Origin of the sequence: Rhodobacter capsulatus SB 1003 (genome assembly GCF_000021865.1) — a bacterium.
In the GTDB taxonomy this organism is placed as follows: domain Bacteria; phylum Pseudomonadota; class Alphaproteobacteria; order Rhodobacterales; family Rhodobacteraceae; genus Rhodobacter; species Rhodobacter capsulatus_B.
The window spans coordinates 2,634,665-2,651,324 of sequence record NC_014034.1; the positions used below are offsets into that span (position 1 = coordinate 2,634,665).

Genomic DNA, 16,660 nt, shown 5'->3' on the forward strand with positions numbered 1-16,660 from the left:
TCTTTATGCATCGTGGCTTGACCTTTGCCCGCCCAGAGGCCAGCTTGCGCCGACTTTTGGGAGCGATCCATGGCCACACGCACCGCGCCGTTTTCCGGCTTCGAATTCCTGATCGCCTGGCGCTACCTGCGCGCCCGCCGCGCCGAGGGCGGCGTCAGCGTGATGACCTGGATCAGCCTGATCGGCATCATGCTGGGCGTGGCCGCGCTGATCATCACGCTGGCCGTGCGCGCGGGCTTTCGCGCCGAATTCGTCGACACGATCCTGGGTTCGAACGCCCATGTCACGGTCTATTCCGCGCCGATGGAAGTGGCGCCCGAGACCGGGATCTTTTCCAGCCTGATGCCCGATTACGCCGCGCGCGCCGCGCGGATCGCGCAGGTGCCGGGCGTCACCCGGGCGGCGCCGCTGATCCGGGGTCAAGTGATGGCGACGATGAACGACCGCTCGAACGTCGCGGAAGTCTATGGGATTTCTTATGAAAACCTGATGACCATTCCCCGCGTCGCGCATTCGGCGCAGATCGACGGCGAGATCGAAAGCTTCGGTCAGGGCATCGCCATGGGGTCGGAACTGGCGCGCGAGCTGGGCGTGGCGGCGGGCGACACGGTCAAGCTGATCTCTCCGAACGGGGTCAAGACGCCGTTTGGCGTCTCGCCGCGGGTGAATGCCTATACCGTCGTTTATGTCTTCACCGCCGGGCGCTGGGACATCGACCGCACCCGCATCTACATGCCCTTTGCCGAGGCCCAGAGCTTCTTCAACCGCGAGGGTGGCGCCGACGAGATCGAGGTGATGGTCAAGGACCCCGAGCATGTCGATGACCTGACGCCGCAGCTGATCGCGGCGGGGGGCGCGGGCACGATGCTGTGGTCTTGGCGCGATGCCTCGGGCAGCTTCCTGCGCGCGCTGACGATGGAGGACAACGTGATGTTCGTGATCCTCTCGGTGCTGGTCTTGATCGCGACGATGAACATCACCTCGGGGCTGATCATGCTGGTGAAGAACAAGGGCCGCGACATCGGCATTTTGCGCACCATGGGGCTGACCGAGGGCTCGGTGATGCGGGTGTTTTTCCTCTGCGGGGCCTTTACCGGCACGATCGGGACGGCGCTGGGCGTCGGGCTGGGGGTGCTTTTCGCGCTCAACATCAGCCATGTGATGGATGCGGTGAACTGGGTCAGCGGCGGCGGCGCCTGGGATCCGTCGATCCGCGGCATCTATGAATTGCCTGCGAAACTGCTGCCCTGGGACGTGGCCAAGGCGGTCGTCCTGGCGCTGGGGCTCAGCTTCGTGGTGACGATCTTTCCGGCCCGCCGGGCGGCGCGGCTCAATCCGGTGGAGGCGCTGCGCTATGAATGAGGTGTTGCGGCTTGATCGGCTCGAAAAGGGCTACAACCGGGGCAAGGCGAATGAAATCATCGTGCTGCGCGGGGCCTCGCTGGTCATTCCGCGCGGGCAGGTGGTGGCGCTTGTCGCGCCTTCGGGGGCGGGGAAATCGACGCTTCTGCATATTGCCGGGCTGCTCGACACGCCCGATTCCGGCCGGGTGATCGTGAACGGGCAGGATCTGACCGGGGCGAAGGACGCGGCCCGCACCGTCGCGCGGCGCGAGGCTTTGGGCTTTGTCTATCAGTTTCACCATCTGCTGCCCGAATTCACCGCGCTGGAAAACATCGTGCTGCCGCAGCTGGCCAATGGCACCGCGCGCAAGGCGGCCGAGGCCCGCGCGCAGGAATTGCTGGCGCGCGTCGGGCTGGCGGCACGCGCCGGGCACCGGCCCTCGGCGCTCTCGGGGGGGGAACAGCAGCGCGTGGCCTTTTGCCGGGCGCTGGCGAACCGCCCTGCCCTGCTTTTGGCCGACGAGCCCACCGGCAACCTGGACCCGACCACCTCGGAAACCGTGTTCTCGGCGCTGATGGAACTGGTGCGCGCGACCGGGCTTTCGGCGCTGATCGCGACGCACAATCTGGAGCTGGCCGCGCGGATGGACCGGGTGTTGCGGCTGAGCGATGGCCAGCTGGTGGAGGCAAAATGATCGTCTACGGCATCAAGACCTGCGGCACGGTGCAAAAGGCGCTGGCGGCGCTGACGGCGGCGGGCAAGGCGCCGGTGCTGCGCGATATCCGCAAGGCGCCGCTGACCGAGGCCGAGATCGCGGAATTCATCGCGGCCTTTGGCGAGAAGCTGATCAACCGCAGCTCGACCACCTGGCGGGCGCTGCCGGAAGCCGAGCGTGCCGCCCCCGTCGCGACGCTGCTGCAGGCCCATCCGACCTTGATGAAACGGCCGGTGATCCGCGGCAACGGGCTGACGCTGGGCTGGGATGCTGCCGCGCAAATGGCTCAATTATAACTCTTTCTTACCTCTGACGCGTCGAAGTAATCTCAAAGTTGCGACGTCTTATAACTTCTGGACGATAGGATGGCGCGGCTTTTCGCGCTAAATTCCCCTGGGGAAGAGGCGAGAACAGGCAGGACGTCATGACCGCAATTCCGAAGCCGCGGATAGAAATTCCGCGCGAGGAAATCCGTTCCCAGTCGCAAAGCTTCTGGACACAGCTCGCATGGATCAGCGCCGGGGCCTCGCCCCTGATGGCCTGGCGGCGCGCCGCGCGGATGAGCGTGGCGGATCTGGCACGGGAATCGGGCGTCTCCCCCGAGATCATCACCGCGATCGAGGCGCGGCGCCACAGCCCCAGCCGGCTGGAACTGGTCGCGCTGGCGGCCTCGCTGGGGCTGAGCGTCGGCGATCTGCAGGACTGAGCGGCCCCCGGAAAGAAAAAAGCCCGCGTGGGCGCCGCGGGCCTTCTCGACGGCAGGAGCGTCGTTCAGAGAAGTTTCAGATCGCCCGCCGACGAGCGGCCGTCGCGCCCCGAGATCAGTTCGAAGCTGATCTTCTGGTTGTCGCTGAGCGCCTTCAGCCCGGCGCGTTCCACCGCCGAGATGTGGACGAACACGTCCTTGCCACCCCCATCGGGGGCGATGAACCCGTAGCCCTTGGTGGTGTTGAACCATTTCACGGTTCCGGTAGCCATATCTCTCTCCTCGTATTGGCCGAAGGCGACATTGCCCCCGGACGTGCAGCCAGGTCTTCCAAGTCTTCCGGCTGCCCCGAAAAGGGAGCGGTAGGAAAGTCCAAGTTCACGCAAGGGGAAGCGTGCCATACACATTCCAAAAATCAACGGCCAAAGCGCCGCAGGCGCTGATTTCAAAGGCTGCGACATTTTTGCATCTCCAAGTTGAAGATGGAATAATTTCAGGGCGTTGTCAGGCGGTCAAAAGCCGGAACAAAGCGGAAACACCGGCACCACCGGCCCGCCCCGCGCCATAGGCGCGCAGGGCTTGAAACGGAACGGGACGCCACAGGTTTCCCGTGGCGTCCCGCATGATCCGGCAGTCGTTTCAGCGCCTTCAGCGCAGGTCGGGCGGCGTCGCCTCGGCTTTCAGCGCCGCGACGATGGCATCAAGCGCCACGGTTTCGGTGCGGGTATCGCCCAGACGGCGGACCGAAACGGTGCGGGTCTCGACCTCTTTCGCGCCGATGGCGAAGATATAGGGCACCTTGCCCAGGCTGTGCTCGCGGACCTTGTAGTTGATCTTTTCGTTGCGGGTGTCGCATTCGGCGCGAATCCCCGCCGCGATCAGCGTCGCCGCAACCTCTTCCACGTAATCATCGGCCTCCGAGGTGATCGAGGCCACCACCACCTGCCGCGGCGCCAGCCACAAGGGCAGCTTGCCCGCATGCGATTCGATCAGGATCCCGATGAAACGCTCGAAACTGCCCAGACAGGCGCGGTGCAGCATGACGGGGCGGTGTTTCGCGCCATCGGGGCCGATGTAATTCGCATCGAGCCGCTCGGGCAGGTTCGGGTCCACCTGCAGCGTGCCGCATTGCCAGTCACGGCCGATCGCATCGGTCAGCACGAATTCCAGCTTCGGCCCGTAAAACGCGCCCTCGCCCTCGAAGATCTCATACTCATGCCCGGCCGCGGTGACCGCATTGGCCAGCGCCGCCTCGGCGTGATCCCAGCTTTCCTCGGTGCCGATGCGCTTTTCGGGCCGGGTCGAGAGCTTGATGCGCCATTTGTCAAAGCCCAGATCGGCATAGACCGCCGAGAGGAATTCGATGAATTTCTTCGTTTCCGCCTCGATCTGATCTTCCATGCAGAAGATATGCGCGTCGTCCTGGGTGAAGCCGCGCACCCGCATGATGCCATGCAGCGCCCCCGAGGGTTCATAGCGCGCGCAGGAGCCGAATTCCGCCATCCGCAGCGGCAGATCGCGGTAGGACTTCAGCCCGACGTTGAAGATCTGCACATGGCAGGGGCAGTTCATCGGCTTGAGCGCGTTGATCACCTTTTCCCGCGCGCCCTCTTCATCGACTTCGACGATGAACATGTTCTCGCGGTAGTTTTCCCAATGCCCCGAGGCCTCCCAGAGCTTGCGGTTCACCACCTGCGGCGTGTTCACCTCGACATAGCCGTCGGCGCGCTGGCGGCGGCGCATGTAATCCTGCAGCGTCGTGTAGATCGTCCAGCCGTTCGGATGCCAGAACACCTGGCCCGGCGCTTCCTCCTGCATGTGAAACAGGTCCATCTCGCGGCCAAGCTTGCGGTGATCGCGCTTCGCGGCCTCCTCGAGCATGGTCATGTGGGCTTTCAGGTCATCGCGGGTGCGGAAGGCGATGCCGTAGATGCGCTGCAGCATCGGGCGCGTGCTGTCGCCCAGCCAATAGGCGCCCGCGACATGGGTCAGCTTGAAGGCGTCGGCGGGCACCTGGCCCGTGTGTTGCAGATGCGGGCCGCGGCAGAGATCCTGCCAGTTCCCGTGCCAATACATCCGCAGATCTTCCCCCTCGGGGATGCGGTTCACCAGTTCGACCTTGTAGGGCTCGTTCGATTTTTCGTAATGCGCAATGGCGTCTTCGCGCGACCAGACTTCGGTGCGGACAGGCTCGCGGGCGTTGATGATCTGCTTCATCCGCGCTTCGATCTGGCCCAGATCCTCGGGGGTGAAGGGCTCGGCGCGGTCGAAGTCATAAAACCAGCCCGCATCGCGGACCGGGCCGATGGTGACCTTCACATCGGGCCAGATCTCCTGCACGGCGCGGGCCATGATATGGGCCAGATCGTGGCGGATCAGCTCCAGCGCCGGAACCGGGTCCTTCATCGTGTTGATCGAGATCCGCGCGTCGCGCTTGATCGGCCATTGCAGGTCCCAATGCGCGCCATCAAGCTGCGCCGAGATCGCCGCCTTCGCCAGCGAGGGCGAGATCGAGGCCGCCACCTCGGCCGCCGTCACCCCTGCGGGGTAATCGCGTTTGGCACCATCGGGAAAGTGGAGAGAGATCTGGGACATATGTCCTCCTCGTCGGTTTGGCGGCTACAAAGCGCCCGGTTGCGGGTTATGATGCGCCGGGTATGCGACGCGGCGGCAGGCGTGTCAACCGTGGCGCTTTTGCGCAGGCAAAAGGGGGGCGCTGCCCCCCTCTTGGCTTCGGCCAATTCGCCCCCCGAGGTATTTGGAACAAGATGAAAAGACCATGGGTTCATCTTGCCTCAAATATCCCGGGGGGAGTCCTGAAAGGACGGGGGGCAGAGCCCCCCTCCCGGGTCTTTCTCAAGCGTTCCGGCTCAGAACCGGAAGCCCGCGCGCACCTGCACGGTGTTGAAGTTGGTGTCGACGCTGCGCGCAGAGCCGTCGAAATCGGTGCTCAGCTCGCGGCGCATCAGTTCGGCGCCGACCGACCACTTGTCGTTCACCGCGTAATCGACGCCCAGACCGTAGTTCATGCCATCGGCCGCGCCATTCGTCTGGCCGTCGCCGTTCTTCCAGTCGCCGCGCGAATAGCCGACGAAGGCATAGGGCAGCGCCTTGCCATAGGCCATCCCGGCGCGGGCTTTCAGGTCGATCATGTTGTCGAACTTGCCCGGCGCCCCATCGAGGTTGAAATCGGTGGCCTGGGCCGCGATCTCGCCGCCGTAGACAAGCGCGCCCGACTGCAGGTTGTAGCCGCCAAAGACCCCGTAGCTGCCGCGGCCCATGCCAAAGGCGGCACCGCCGGGCGCGTAGCTGGCGCCGCCGCCGGTGACAGAGCCGCCGGTGATCCCGGCATAGAACCCGTCCCAGGCTTGCACGGGCGCCGGTGCCGGGGTCGCCGCCACCGTCGGTTCGCTTTCGACCACGGGCGGCGTCAGGCCACCGGCAAGGGCGGGGGCGGCAAGGCTGGCCATCGCGACGATCGCAACACTGAGCTTTTTCATCTTCCTCTTCCTTCGGCAAAGATGCGTCATGCCAGCAAGATTTGCATTTTTCCGAACAAGTTCAATATTTTGACCGGGAACATCGAAACACGATCGCTCAACAGCCCGTGCCCGTGACGTGAGGGAAAAGCCCGCGGCCTTGCGGCGCGGGCTTTGTTTTCAATCGGTTCGCGGCCGGGACGGGCTCACGATCCGGTGTGAAGCCGCAGATCGCGGGCAGGCCCGGTGATGCGGCGGCAAGGCCCCGCCCGGGACATCCCCGGGCGGGGCGGGGCGCGTCAGATGAAGATCACGTCGCTGCCCGAGAGGCTGAAATCGGCCGCGGTGAAGCTGCCCGTCAGCCGGATCGTCAGATCCGCCCCGGCGGTGCCGTCCAGGCCGATCGCCAGCGTCGTCACCCCGCCCGAGGCGGAGACGGCGATCTGCCCGGCGCCCAGCGTCGTGCCCGCGCCATTGGCGATGCTGCTCAGCGCCAGCCCGCTCAGCCGCAGCCGGTCGCCGATGGCGCCATCGGCGATCGTGTCGATGCCGCAGCCGTAAAGGTTGGTGAACTGGAACACATCCGCCCCCGCGCCGCCCAGCAGCGTGTCATTGCCGTCGCCGCCGTTCAGGATGTCATTGCCGGCGCCGGTGCTGATCCGGTCGTTGCCGCCAAAGGCGTAAAGCCGGTCATTGCGGGCCGAGCCGGTGATGTTGTAGGTCTCGAAGTTGTTGAAGGTGGCATCATAGCTGCCGTCGGTGGCATAGATGTGATAGGCGCCGTTGGAGACGTAATCCATCCGCAGCCCCGAGGTCGCCAGCGAGGCGTTCAGCGTCAGGCTGTCGGTGCCCGCGCCGCCATCCGCCCATTCCGACCGGCCACGCCCCAGATTGACAGTGTCGTTGCCCTCGTTCGTCGCCACCGCGTCATTGCCGGTGCCCGCCGAGAGGTTGACGATATCGGCATTCTGCCCGGTGGTCAGCGACACCGCCTCGATCCCGGTCAGGACCGTGCCCGCCCCGCTGACCGTGGCCGCGCCCGCCGCGCTCAGCGTCAGACCGATCGCCACCGTCGCGCCCGCAAAGCTGGCCTGCCAGGTGTCGACGCCCGCGCCGCCGTTGATCACGTCGGCACCGGCCCCGCCATTGAGCCAGTCATTCCCCGCGCCGCCGGTCAGCGTGTCGGCCGCCCCGGCGCCGATCAGCGTGTCGGCCCCGGCCCCGCCGGTCACGTTGAAGCGCTCGACGTTGATGTAATCGAGGAAATGCGCGTCGCCCTGTTCGCCGTAGCGGTTCCAGCCGTTCGAGGTGTAGCGGCTCTGGATCGCCTCGGTGCTGGCGGAATAGTCGAGGATCAGCAGATCGACCCCGGCGCCGCCGTCGAACCCGTCCTGACCCAGCCCGAGCGAGACGGTGTCATTGCCCGCATTGCCCGCGAACCAGTCGTTGCCGCTTTGGCCGGTGGTGTCGATCAGATCGGCCCCGGCGCCGCCGGTCAGGCTGACCTGTTCGATGTTGCGCACGTCGCAGCCCGAGCCGGTCGCCTGCGCCGCGGTCTGGCTGGCCGACGCGCTGAAGCGCAGCCCCGCCGAGATCGCCGAGAGATCCGCCCGCCACAGGTCGGTGCCCGCGCCGCCGTCGATCACCGCCCGCCCGGCGCCGCTGTCGAGCGTGTCATTGCCCGCCCCGCCGCGCAGCGTGTCGTTCATCGTGCCGCCGACCAGACTGTCATGGCCCGCGCCGCCGGTCATGTCGTAATGCTCGATGTTGATGAAATCGACCTGATCGCCGCTGGTCGAGCTGAACCGATACCAGCCGTTCGAGACATAGCTGTAGGTGATCCCCTGCGTCGCCCCGGCGATGCCCGACCAGTCAAGGATCAGCGTATCCTCGCCCTCGGCGCCATTGACCGCATCGACGCCGCGCCAGACCGCGGCGCTGTCATTGCCCGCGCCCAGATAAAGGTTGTCGTCATAGGCGCCGCTGCGGGTGGTGATGAGGTCGCGCACCGCGGTGCCGGTGTAGTTCAGCCGTTCCAGCCCGCTGATCACCGCGCCATAATTCGTGGTCTGGGTCTGGAAGTTGATGGTGACGTTGGTCTCGTGTTCGGAAAGGTTCGCCTCCCACAGATCCACGCCGTCGCCACCGGTGATCGCATCGACCCCGCCGCCGCCCGAAAGCGTGTCATCGCCGCCATTGCCGACCAGCCGGTCGTTCAGCGCCGCGCCCAGCAGATAGTCGTTGCCCGCCCCGCCGGTCAGGAAGAAGCGCTCGAAGTTGATGTAGTCGAGCCGGTCGCCGCTGGCCGCGCTGAAGCGATACCAGCCGTTCGAGACATAGCTGCGGCTGATCCCCTGGGTGGCATCGGTGATGCCCGACCAGTTCATCACCAGCAGGTCCTCGCCCGCCTCGCCATTGGCGCCATCGACGCCGCGGCCGGTGGTGACGGCATCGTCGCCCGCGCCCATGGTGAAGCTGTCGTTGTAGCTGCCGGATTGCGCCACGACGGTGTCGTCAAAGGCGGAGCCGGTATAGGTCAGCCGTTCGATGCCGCTGAGCACCGCGCCGGTGTTGCTGGTCTGGCTGACCAGGCTGACCGAGGTGTTCGCCTCGATGTCGGTCAGATCGACCTGCCACAGATCGATCCCGGCGCCGCCCGCGATGGTATCGGCCCCGGTGCCGCCGATCAGGGTATCATTGCCGCCGTTGCCGGTCAGCCGGTCGGCCTGCCCGGCCCCCGAGAGCCAGTCGTTGCCCGCGCCGCCGGTCAGGAAATAGCGCTCGAAGTTGATGTAGTTCACCTGATCACCGCTGAGCGCCGCATAGCGATACCAGCCGTTCGAGACATAGGAATTGCGGATCGCGAAGCTCGGATCGGTGATCGCGGACCAGTCGAAGACCATGATGTCGGTCCCCTCGCCGCCATTGATCCAGTCGACGCCGCGCCCGGCGTTGACCTGATCGCTGCCGTTGCCCGTCGCGATGTCGTCATTGCCGACAAAGGCCGAGGTGTTGATCACGTCATCGCCGATGCCGGTGGTGATCGAAAGCGCCTCGATCTGGGTGAAGCGCGCGCCGGTGGCCGCGACCAGCTGGGTGATGGCGGGATCGGCCGAGAGCGTGATCAGCACGTTGCCGGTGACGGTGCCGTAACCGGCGGTCCAGCGGTCGAAGCCCGCGCCGCCATTGACGACATCGGCCCCAAGCCCGCTGGTCAGGCTGTCGGCCCCGGCGCCGCCATAAAGCTGATCGACGTCATTGGCCCCGCGCAGGTCGTCATCCCCCGATCCGCCGCGCAGGATGAAGCGTTCGAAGTTGTAGAAATCGATGCTGGACGACAGATAATCGGTGAAGCGATAAAAGCCGTTGCCCGCATATTCGTAGATGATGTCGCTTGTCAGCGTGCTGTAATCCATCACCAGCGTATCGACGCCCCCCTCGGCGTTGACGCTGTAAATGCCGGTCGGCGTGACGGTGACGGTATTGTTGCCACTGGTGACGGGAAGTCCGGTAATAGGCATGGTCTCCTCCTCTTTCGTCCGCTTTCTCAGCACGACGTCAGCCGGAATTGGCCTTGTCCATTGGTTTACGGACGACAGGTTGAGGATACACCCGTTCCGCCCTGCCCCGGCTGCGACAAGAATTCCGCGCCGCCTCGTGACGCCTGTCTTTTTGGACAGGTTCTGCCGTGGGCGCGGCCTTGTGGCCGGGCGGCGCCCCCCGGCCCATCTTGCCCCGCGGCGCCGTTTCCACTACCCACTTGCGCAACGAAACCCTGTGCCGAGGCTTGTCCATGCGCCTTTCCCGCTACTTCCTCCCCGTTCTCAAGGAAAACCCCGCCGAGGCGCAGATCGTCAGCCACCGGCTGATGCTGCGCGCGGGCATGATCAAGCAGCAGGCGGCGGGGATCTATTCCTGGCTGCCGCTGGGCTTCAAGGTCTTGAAGCGCATCGAGCAGATCGTGCATGAGGAACAGATCCGCGCCGGTCACATTCCGCTGCTGATGCCGACGCTGCAACCGGCCGATCTGTGGCGCGAAAGTGGCCGCTATGACGATTACGGTCAGGAAATGCTGCGCATCAAGGACCGGCACGAGCGCGAGATGCTGTATGGTCCGACGAACGAGGAGATGATCACCGACATCTTCCGCGCGCATGTCTCGTCTTACAAGGACCTGCCGCTGACGCTTTACCACATCCAGTGGAAGTTCCGCGACGAGGTCCGCCCGCGCTTCGGCGTCATGCGCGGCCGCGAGTTCTACATGAAAGACGGCTACAACTTCGACCTGACCCGCGAAGACGCGCTGCATGCCTACAACCGCCACATGGTCAGCTATCTGCGCACCTATGAACGGATGGGGCTGACCGCCATTCCGATGCGCGCCGCCTCGGGCCCGATCGGCGGCGACAACACGCATGAATTCCTGGTGCTGGCGCAGACCGGCGAGAGCGAGGTCTTCTATGACGCCCAGGTGCCCGATCTGAAACTGGGCGACCGGGCGGTGGATTACGACGACCGCGATCAGGTGGCGGCGATCTGTCAGGAATTCACCACGCTTTACGCGCGCACCGACGAAACCCATGACGAGGCGGTGTTCAACCAGATCCCGGAAGCGCGCCGCTGCGTCGGCCGCGGCATCGAAGTGGGGCAGATCTTCTATTTCGGCACGAAATATTCCGAAGCGATGGGCGCCACCGTCGTCACCCCCGATGGCACCCGCGTGCCGGTCGAGATGGGTTCGCACGGCATCGGCGTGAGCCGCCTTCTGGGCGCGCTGATCGAGGCGAACCATGACGAGCGCGGGATCATCTGGCCCGAGGGCGTGACGCCCTTCCATGTCGGCATCGTCAACCTGAAACAGGGCGACGGGGCGACCGATGCGGCCTGCGCCGGGATCTACAAGGCGCTGGTGGCCAAGGGCCTCGATCCGCTTTACGACGACCGCGACGAACGCGCCGGGGCGAAATTCGCCACGATGGATCTGATCGGCCTGCCCTGGCGGATCACCGTCGGCCCGCGCGGTCTGGCGGGTGGCGTGGTGGAACTCACCTCGCGCCGCACCGGCGAAAGCGAGGAGATGTCGGCCGAAGCGGCGGTGGACCGCATCGCGCAGATCTACGCCGCGCATCGCTGAGCGCGCAGCCCTTCTGAAAACCGGATCGCGGCGCAAGCGGCGATCCGACCGGGCCGATTTCCGCACGGGCAGAGATCGGCCCCCGCCCGGCCCTGCCACAAGCTGCGGGCCGTGTGCCGAAAGCCCCCCAACAACCAGCCAAAGCACCCCCCGCGGCTCTCGCGGCGGGTCAGCCTTGGGCCGCTTCCGTCCTCAAAGCCGCCGACCGGCAGGGGGCCGCCGCCCGACCGCCAAAGAATCGGCGGCGAAGGTCGCGGCGGGCGTCCATCGCGATCGACGGCCTCTTCGCAGAATCGCCTCCCCCGGAATCCCCCCCCGATCGGCGCGGTGAGCACCAGCCTCCGAACGGGGCAATCCCGATCCGCGACATACCCCCGCCGCCCGGCTTGCGCGCGGGACGCCCGGGCGCAAGCCGGGCGGCGGCGGCACAACCATGAAGCCCGGACCTTGCCCCCCCCCCAGAGTGCTCCCGGCCCCGGAGGGGGCATCGGCAACCGCGCCACGACGGACACCGCGATTGATCCGCCCCGGATGACAGGACGGACCGGGGCACCGATGCACGGCAACGGTAAGGCGGAAGACAGGCTCGATCAAGGCCGGGCGCAGGGGGGGCTTGGGCGCCGATCTGGCGAGGGCCAACACCCCCGGGACACAGGCCAGCGGGCGGCCACCGCGGGGAACCGGCAGCCTGCGCCGTGTCCCCCCTGAAACGACGACGCCCCGCACGAGGCGGGGCGAGGGTCGTTCAAGTCCTTGTTTTATTTGGTGGAGCCACGGGGAATCGAACCCCGGACCTCTTGAATGCCATTCAAGCGCTCTCCCATCTGAGCTATGACCCCACCGGATCGGCTTGACGTTTCCATCTTGCGTGAGGGGGTGTATATGGACCTCAAGCGACGGGCGCAAGAGGAAAAAACACGCCTCGTCGCAAATTTTTTCAGCCCCCTGAAAACCCCCTTGCGGCAAAGGAAAAGGCGCGAAGTTGCCCTCGCGCCCGGTCCCGTCTTTTCCGTGATCCGCCCCTTTCGGGCCGACTCAGGCCTCGTCTTCGCCCCCCGCCACATCGGCGATGTCATCCAGCGAGACGTTGTCGTCTTCGTCATCCTCGAGCAGATCGTCGTCCAGATCGACGTCGCCGCCGTCTTCGTCCAGATCGTCATCGGTCAGATCGTCGACATCAAGATCGGCCGCGCGCGGCGCCACCTTGTCGGACACCATCACACGGCTGCGGCCCGCGGCCGTCAGGCTCTCGAGCGAGAAGCTGTTCGAGCAGACCGGGCAGGTCATCGGGTCTTTGGCCAGATCATAGAACCGGCTCGCGCAATGCGGGCAGAGGCGCTTGACGCCCCATTCCTCTTTCGGCATGGAAGTCTCCTGGCAAGCTCTATCGCACAGAGTCGCAGCCAACTGCCACAACCGCCGCGGGGTGTCAAAGCCTTTTCGCGCGCAACCTGCCGCTTCCAGCCGGACCAGAGCCCGCGATGACCGAAAGCCCCCTGATCCTGCCCGATCTGCCCGGTGTCGCCGTGCATCTGCGCCGCTCGGCCCGGGCGCGGCGGTTTTCGCTGCGCGTCAGCCGGATCGACGGCGCTGTGACGCTGACCCTGCCCGCCCGCGCCCGTCTGGCCGAGGCCGTGGCCTTTGCCGCGGCGCAATCGGACTGGCTGCGCGGGACGCTTTCGCAGCTGCCCGCGCCAAGCCGTCCGGGCTTTGGCGACACCCTGCCCTTTGAAGGCGCGGCGCTGCGGATCGAGGCGGCAAGCCTGCGCGCGCCAAAGCGCGAGGGGGACCGGCTTTTGGTGCCCGCAGGCGACGACCGGCTGGGGGCAAGGCTTGAAACCTTTTTGCGCCACTGCGCCCGGATCCGGCTGCAGGCCGCGACCGAGACCCATGCCAAGACCCTTGGCCGCCCGTTCAAGCGCATCACGCTCCGCGATACTCGTTCGCGCTGGGGCTCCTGCGCGCCGGATGGCTCGCTTTCCTACAGCTGGCGGCTGATCATGGCGCCGCCCGAGGTCCTTGATTACGTCGCCGCCCATGAGGTCGCGCATCTGGTCGAGATGAACCATTCCGCCGCCTTCTGGGCGGTGGTGGCGCGGCTTTGCCCCGATTATGCCCTGCATCGGGCCTGGCTGAAACAAAACGGCGCGGCGCTGCAGGCGATCCGTCTGACGGATTGACCGCGGCCGCATTCGTGATCACAAAGGGGCATGACCCAGCCCGCGCCCCGCCCGACCGAAACCGCCGCGCATGACCGGCTTTACCGCAGCCTGCGCCAGCAGATCCTGACCGGAGAGCTCTTGCCCGGCCAGGCGATGACGTTGCGGGGCCTGGGCAAGCAATTCGGCGTCTCGATGACCCCGGTGCGCGAGGCTTTGCGCCGGCTGGTGGCCGAGGGCGCGCTGACGCTGTCGTCTTCGGGGCGGGTCTCGACGCCCGAGCTGACGAACGAACGGATCGAGGAGCTGGCGGCGCTGCGGGCGCTGATCGAGCCGGAGCTGGCCTCGCGCGCCCTGCCCCGCGCCCACCTTGCGCTGATCGACCGGCTGTCCGCGATCAACACGGCCAATGCCGAGGCGGTGGCGCGGCGCGATGCGGTGGCCTATATCCGCACCAATCTGGAATTCCACCGCACGTTATATTTGCGCGCCCAGGCGCCTGCGATGCTGGCCGTTCTGGAAACCGTCTGGCTGCAGCTGGGGCCGACGATGCGGCAGCTGCATGGCAAGTTCCCCCGCACCGAGCCGCCGCGCCATCACCGGCTGATTCTGGCAGCGCTGCGGGCGGGCGACGAACCGGGGCTGCGGCTGGCCGTGCGCACAGATGTCACGCAGGGGCTGCGGCATCTGACCGGCTAGGGGCGCAGCCCCCGTCCCTGCCCACCCCGGGATATTTGGCCAAGGTGAAAGGGTGGCGGGTTGCGGCCAGCACCCTGATCGCGCAAATGTGCCAGGAAGCGGTGGCAGTTTCTTCCCGGCTGAACTACGCCTCTGCCACGTTTTCGATTTGCACGAGGCCCAGATGATGAATCCCTTGAGCGCCGAAGAGCGCAAGACGCTGGAAATGACCGTGTTGATGACGCCGGATCTGGCGAATTTTTCCGGCAAGGTGCATGGCGGCGCGCTGCTGAACTGGCTTGATCGCGTCGCCTTCTCGCTCGCCTCGCGCTATTCGGGGCGCTATGCGGTGACGATTTCCGTCGACCAGGTGATCTTCAAGGAACCGATCCATGTGGGCGAGCTGGTGCGGTTTCGCGCCAGCGTGAACCACACCGGGCGGTCCTCGATGGAAATCGGCATCCGGGTCGAGGCGGAAAACATCCGCGAAGGCACGCGGCGGCACACCAACAGCTGCTATTTCACCATGGTGGCGGTGGACGAGACCGGCAAGACCGTCGCCGTGCCGATGCTGGAGCCCGCGAACGAGACCGAGATGCTGCGCTGGAAGGCGGCCGAGCTGCGCAAGGCGCTGCGGCGCGAGCACGCGGCGCAGATGGAGGCCGCGGCGCTGGGCAAGTCGGAATAAGCGGCCCGGAACCCGGGCTGCCCTTTTGGCGTTGAGTGGCGGCAGGCGCTTTGCTAGCCTGCCGCAACGGAACCGGGAGACCTGCATGTATCGCCGCACTTTTCTGACGAGTCTGGCCGCGCTTGGCGTGGCTGCAAAGCCGCTGTTCGCGCAGGCCCCCGCCGTGGCCGCCGCGGCTCCGGCCGCCGCCGCCAAAGCGGCGTCTCCGGCGGCAGCCCCCGCCAAGACCTGGCCGATCGCGCCGCAATTCTACCCGACCGAGGTGGATGTGAAGCCCGATCTGGCGGTGGGCTCGATCATCGTCGTTTCGGACAAGTTCTTCCTTTACCACATCATCGCGCCGGGCAAGGCGATGCGCTACGGCGTTGCCGTCGGCCGCTCGGAGCTGCAGTTCCGCGGTCAGGCCACGGTGGCGCGCAAGGTCGAATGGCCAAGCTGGAAACCCACCCCCGAGATGGTCAAGCGCAGCCCCAGCCATTACGCGCGCTATGCCGAAACCGGCATGCCGGGCGGCCCCGGCAACCCGCTGGGGGCCCGCGCCATGTATCTCTATCAGAACGGCCATGATACCGGCATCCGCATCCATGGCACGATTGAGCCGTCCTCGATCGGCCATGCGGTCTCGAACGGTTGCCTGCGCATGGTGAACGATCATGTGATGGCGCTTTACAAGGTGGTCGAGCTGGGCACGCCGGTCACCGTCTACTGATGCGGCTGGGCTCGGTCGCCGAGGCGGCGGCGCTCGATTTCGACACGATCATCGACGTCCGCTCGCCCGCGGAACATGCGCTTGACCATCTGCCCGGGGCGATCAACCTGCCCGCGCTGTCAGATGCGGAACGCGCCCGCGTCGGCACGATCTACAAGCAGGTCTCGCCCTTTGACGCGCGCAAGATCGGCGCGGCGCTGGTGGCGAAGAATGTCGCCGCGCATCTGGAGGGCCCCTTGGCCGACAAGACCGGGGGCTGGCGGCCGCTGGTCTATTGCTGGCGCGGCGGGCAGCGCTCGGGGTCGTTTGCGACGATCCTGCGCGCGGTGGGCTGGCGCACCGAGCTGCTGGAAGGCGGCTACAAGAGCTGGCGGCGGCTGGTGCTGGAGACGCTCGGCCAGCCGATCCGGGCGCCGGTCGTGGTGCTGGACGGCAACACCGGCTCGGCCAAGACCGCCGTTCTGCAGGCGGCCGCCGCGCAGGGCGCGCAGGTGATCGACCTGGAGGGGCTGGCCAATCACCGCGGCTCGATCTTTGGCGCGCGGCCGGGCGGGCAACCGGCGCAGACCGGCTTCGAGGGCAAGCTGGCGGTTGCCCTGGCGCAGCTCGATCCGGCGCGGCCGGTGCTGATCGAGGCCGAAAGCGCGAAGGTGGGGCAGATCCAGCTGCCGAAAAGCCTCTGGGCGGCGCTGCGCAGGGCGCCGCGGCTGCGGCTGGTGGCCCCCCTGCCCGCGCGGGCGGCCTATCTGGCGCGGGCCTATGCCGATATCGTCGCCGATCCCCTGCGGCTGACCCGGCTGATCGACCAGCTGCGCCCCTATCACGCCGCCGAGGTGATTCACCTCTGGCACGGGTTGGCGGCGGCGCAGGCCTTCGAGGCGCTGGCGGCCGAGCTGATGCGGCGCCATTACGATCCGCGCTACGACAAGCACCGCGCGCGGCAGGACCACCGGGTCATCGAGATCGCCACCGACAGCCTTGCCCCCGAGGCGCTGACCGCGCTGGCCGCAGATGTCATCGCCGCGGCGGGGCGGTTGGCGGGCTGAAC

General features: G+C 66.5%; 15 protein-coding genes and 1 tRNA gene. 10 read left to right on the forward strand and 6 right to left on the reverse strand.

The window, feature by feature from the left end:
- Positions 1 to 69 precede the first annotated feature (69 nt).
- From RCAP_RS12150 to RCAP_RS12165, 4 genes are all read left to right on the forward strand, one after another.
- A complete protein-coding gene (locus RCAP_RS12150; protein WP_013068165.1) occupies positions 70 to 1,362 on the forward strand; it encodes a lipoprotein-releasing ABC transporter permease subunit in 1,293 nt (430 codons plus the stop codon).
- Positions 1,355 to 2,038 carry an ABC transporter ATP-binding protein gene (locus RCAP_RS12155; protein ID WP_013068166.1) on the forward strand — a complete coding sequence of 228 codons (684 nt, stop codon included), beginning with the start codon at positions 1,355 to 1,357 and terminating at the stop codon, positions 2,036 to 2,038. The genes RCAP_RS12150 and RCAP_RS12155 overlap by 8 nt, the downstream gene beginning before the upstream one ends.
- Positions 2,035 to 2,355, forward strand: coding sequence for an arsenate reductase family protein (locus tag RCAP_RS12160; protein WP_013068167.1), 321 nt, complete (start codon positions 2,035 to 2,037; stop codon positions 2,353 to 2,355). The genes RCAP_RS12155 and RCAP_RS12160 overlap by 4 nt, the downstream gene beginning before the upstream one ends.
- 128 nt (positions 2,356 to 2,483) lie before the next feature.
- Positions 2,484 to 2,765: a helix-turn-helix transcriptional regulator gene (locus RCAP_RS12165; RefSeq protein ID WP_013068168.1), complete on the forward strand. Its 282-nt coding sequence runs from the start codon at positions 2,484 to 2,486 to the stop codon at positions 2,763 to 2,765.
- A 65-nt stretch (positions 2,766 to 2,830) separates the two neighbouring features.
- On the opposite strand, the gene RCAP_RS12170 is transcribed toward RCAP_RS12165, so the two are convergent.
- From RCAP_RS12170 to RCAP_RS19355, 4 genes are all read right to left on the reverse strand, one after another.
- On the reverse strand, positions 2,831 to 3,037 hold the full coding sequence (locus RCAP_RS12170) for a cold-shock protein (protein WP_013068169.1): 207 nt from the start codon (positions 3,035 to 3,037) through the stop codon (positions 2,831 to 2,833).
- Between the two features lie 376 nt (positions 3,038 to 3,413).
- Positions 3,414 to 5,360 carry a threonine--tRNA ligase gene (gene thrS / locus RCAP_RS12175; protein ID WP_013068170.1) on the reverse strand — a complete coding sequence of 649 codons (1,947 nt, stop codon included), beginning with the start codon at positions 5,358 to 5,360 and terminating at the stop codon, positions 3,414 to 3,416.
- Between the two features lie 275 nt (positions 5,361 to 5,635).
- On the reverse strand, positions 5,636 to 6,265 hold the full coding sequence (locus tag RCAP_RS12180; RefSeq protein ID WP_013068171.1) for an outer membrane protein: 630 nt from the start codon (positions 6,263 to 6,265) through the stop codon (positions 5,636 to 5,638).
- Positions 6,266 to 6,543: 278 nt separating this feature from the next.
- The gene (locus RCAP_RS19355) at positions 6,544 to 9,765 is read right to left on the reverse strand and encodes a beta strand repeat-containing protein (protein WP_013068172.1); all 3,222 of its coding nucleotides are present in this window, start codon (positions 9,763 to 9,765) and stop codon (positions 6,544 to 6,546) included.
- 272 nt (positions 9,766 to 10,037) lie between these two features.
- Here RCAP_RS19355 and proS point away from each other — a divergent pair, with 272 nt between their 5' ends.
- Entirely contained in the window at positions 10,038 to 11,378 is a 1,341-nt protein-coding gene (gene proS, locus RCAP_RS12190) for a proline--tRNA ligase (protein ID WP_013068173.1), read from the forward strand.
- Between the two features lie 763 nt (positions 11,379 to 12,141).
- On the opposite strand, the gene RCAP_RS12195 is transcribed toward proS, so the two are convergent.
- Together RCAP_RS12195 and RCAP_RS12200 are read right to left on the reverse strand one after the other, a co-directional pair.
- Positions 12,142 to 12,217 (reverse strand) — tRNA-Ala (locus RCAP_RS12195).
- Between the two features lie 196 nt (positions 12,218 to 12,413).
- Positions 12,414 to 12,743, reverse strand: a complete 330-nt coding sequence (locus tag RCAP_RS12200) for an FYDLN acid domain-containing protein (RefSeq protein WP_013068174.1) — start codon at positions 12,741 to 12,743, stop codon at positions 12,414 to 12,416.
- A gap of 116 nt (positions 12,744 to 12,859) precedes the next feature.
- On the opposite strand from RCAP_RS12200, the gene RCAP_RS12205 reads away from it, so the two are divergent.
- From RCAP_RS12205 to mnmH, 5 genes are all read left to right on the forward strand, one after another.
- Positions 12,860 to 13,558: a M48 family metallopeptidase gene (locus RCAP_RS12205; RefSeq protein WP_013068175.1), complete on the forward strand. Its 699-nt coding sequence runs from the start codon at positions 12,860 to 12,862 to the stop codon at positions 13,556 to 13,558.
- Positions 13,559 to 13,588: 30 nt separating this feature from the next.
- Positions 13,589 to 14,236: a GntR family transcriptional regulator gene (locus RCAP_RS12210; RefSeq protein ID WP_013068176.1), complete on the forward strand. Its 648-nt coding sequence runs from the start codon at positions 13,589 to 13,591 to the stop codon at positions 14,234 to 14,236.
- Between the two features lie 166 nt (positions 14,237 to 14,402).
- On the forward strand, positions 14,403 to 14,903 hold the full coding sequence (locus RCAP_RS12215) for an acyl-CoA thioesterase (RefSeq protein ID WP_013068177.1): 501 nt from the start codon (positions 14,403 to 14,405) through the stop codon (positions 14,901 to 14,903).
- 85 nt (positions 14,904 to 14,988) lie between these two features.
- A complete protein-coding gene (locus RCAP_RS12220) occupies positions 14,989 to 15,612 on the forward strand; it encodes a L,D-transpeptidase (RefSeq protein WP_013068178.1) in 624 nt (207 codons plus the stop codon).
- Positions 15,612 to 16,658: a tRNA 2-selenouridine(34) synthase MnmH gene (gene mnmH, locus RCAP_RS12225; RefSeq protein WP_013068179.1), complete on the forward strand. Its 1,047-nt coding sequence runs from the start codon at positions 15,612 to 15,614 to the stop codon at positions 16,656 to 16,658. Before RCAP_RS12220 ends, mnmH begins: the two co-directional genes overlap by 1 nt.
- Positions 16,659 to 16,660 lie beyond the last annotated feature (2 nt).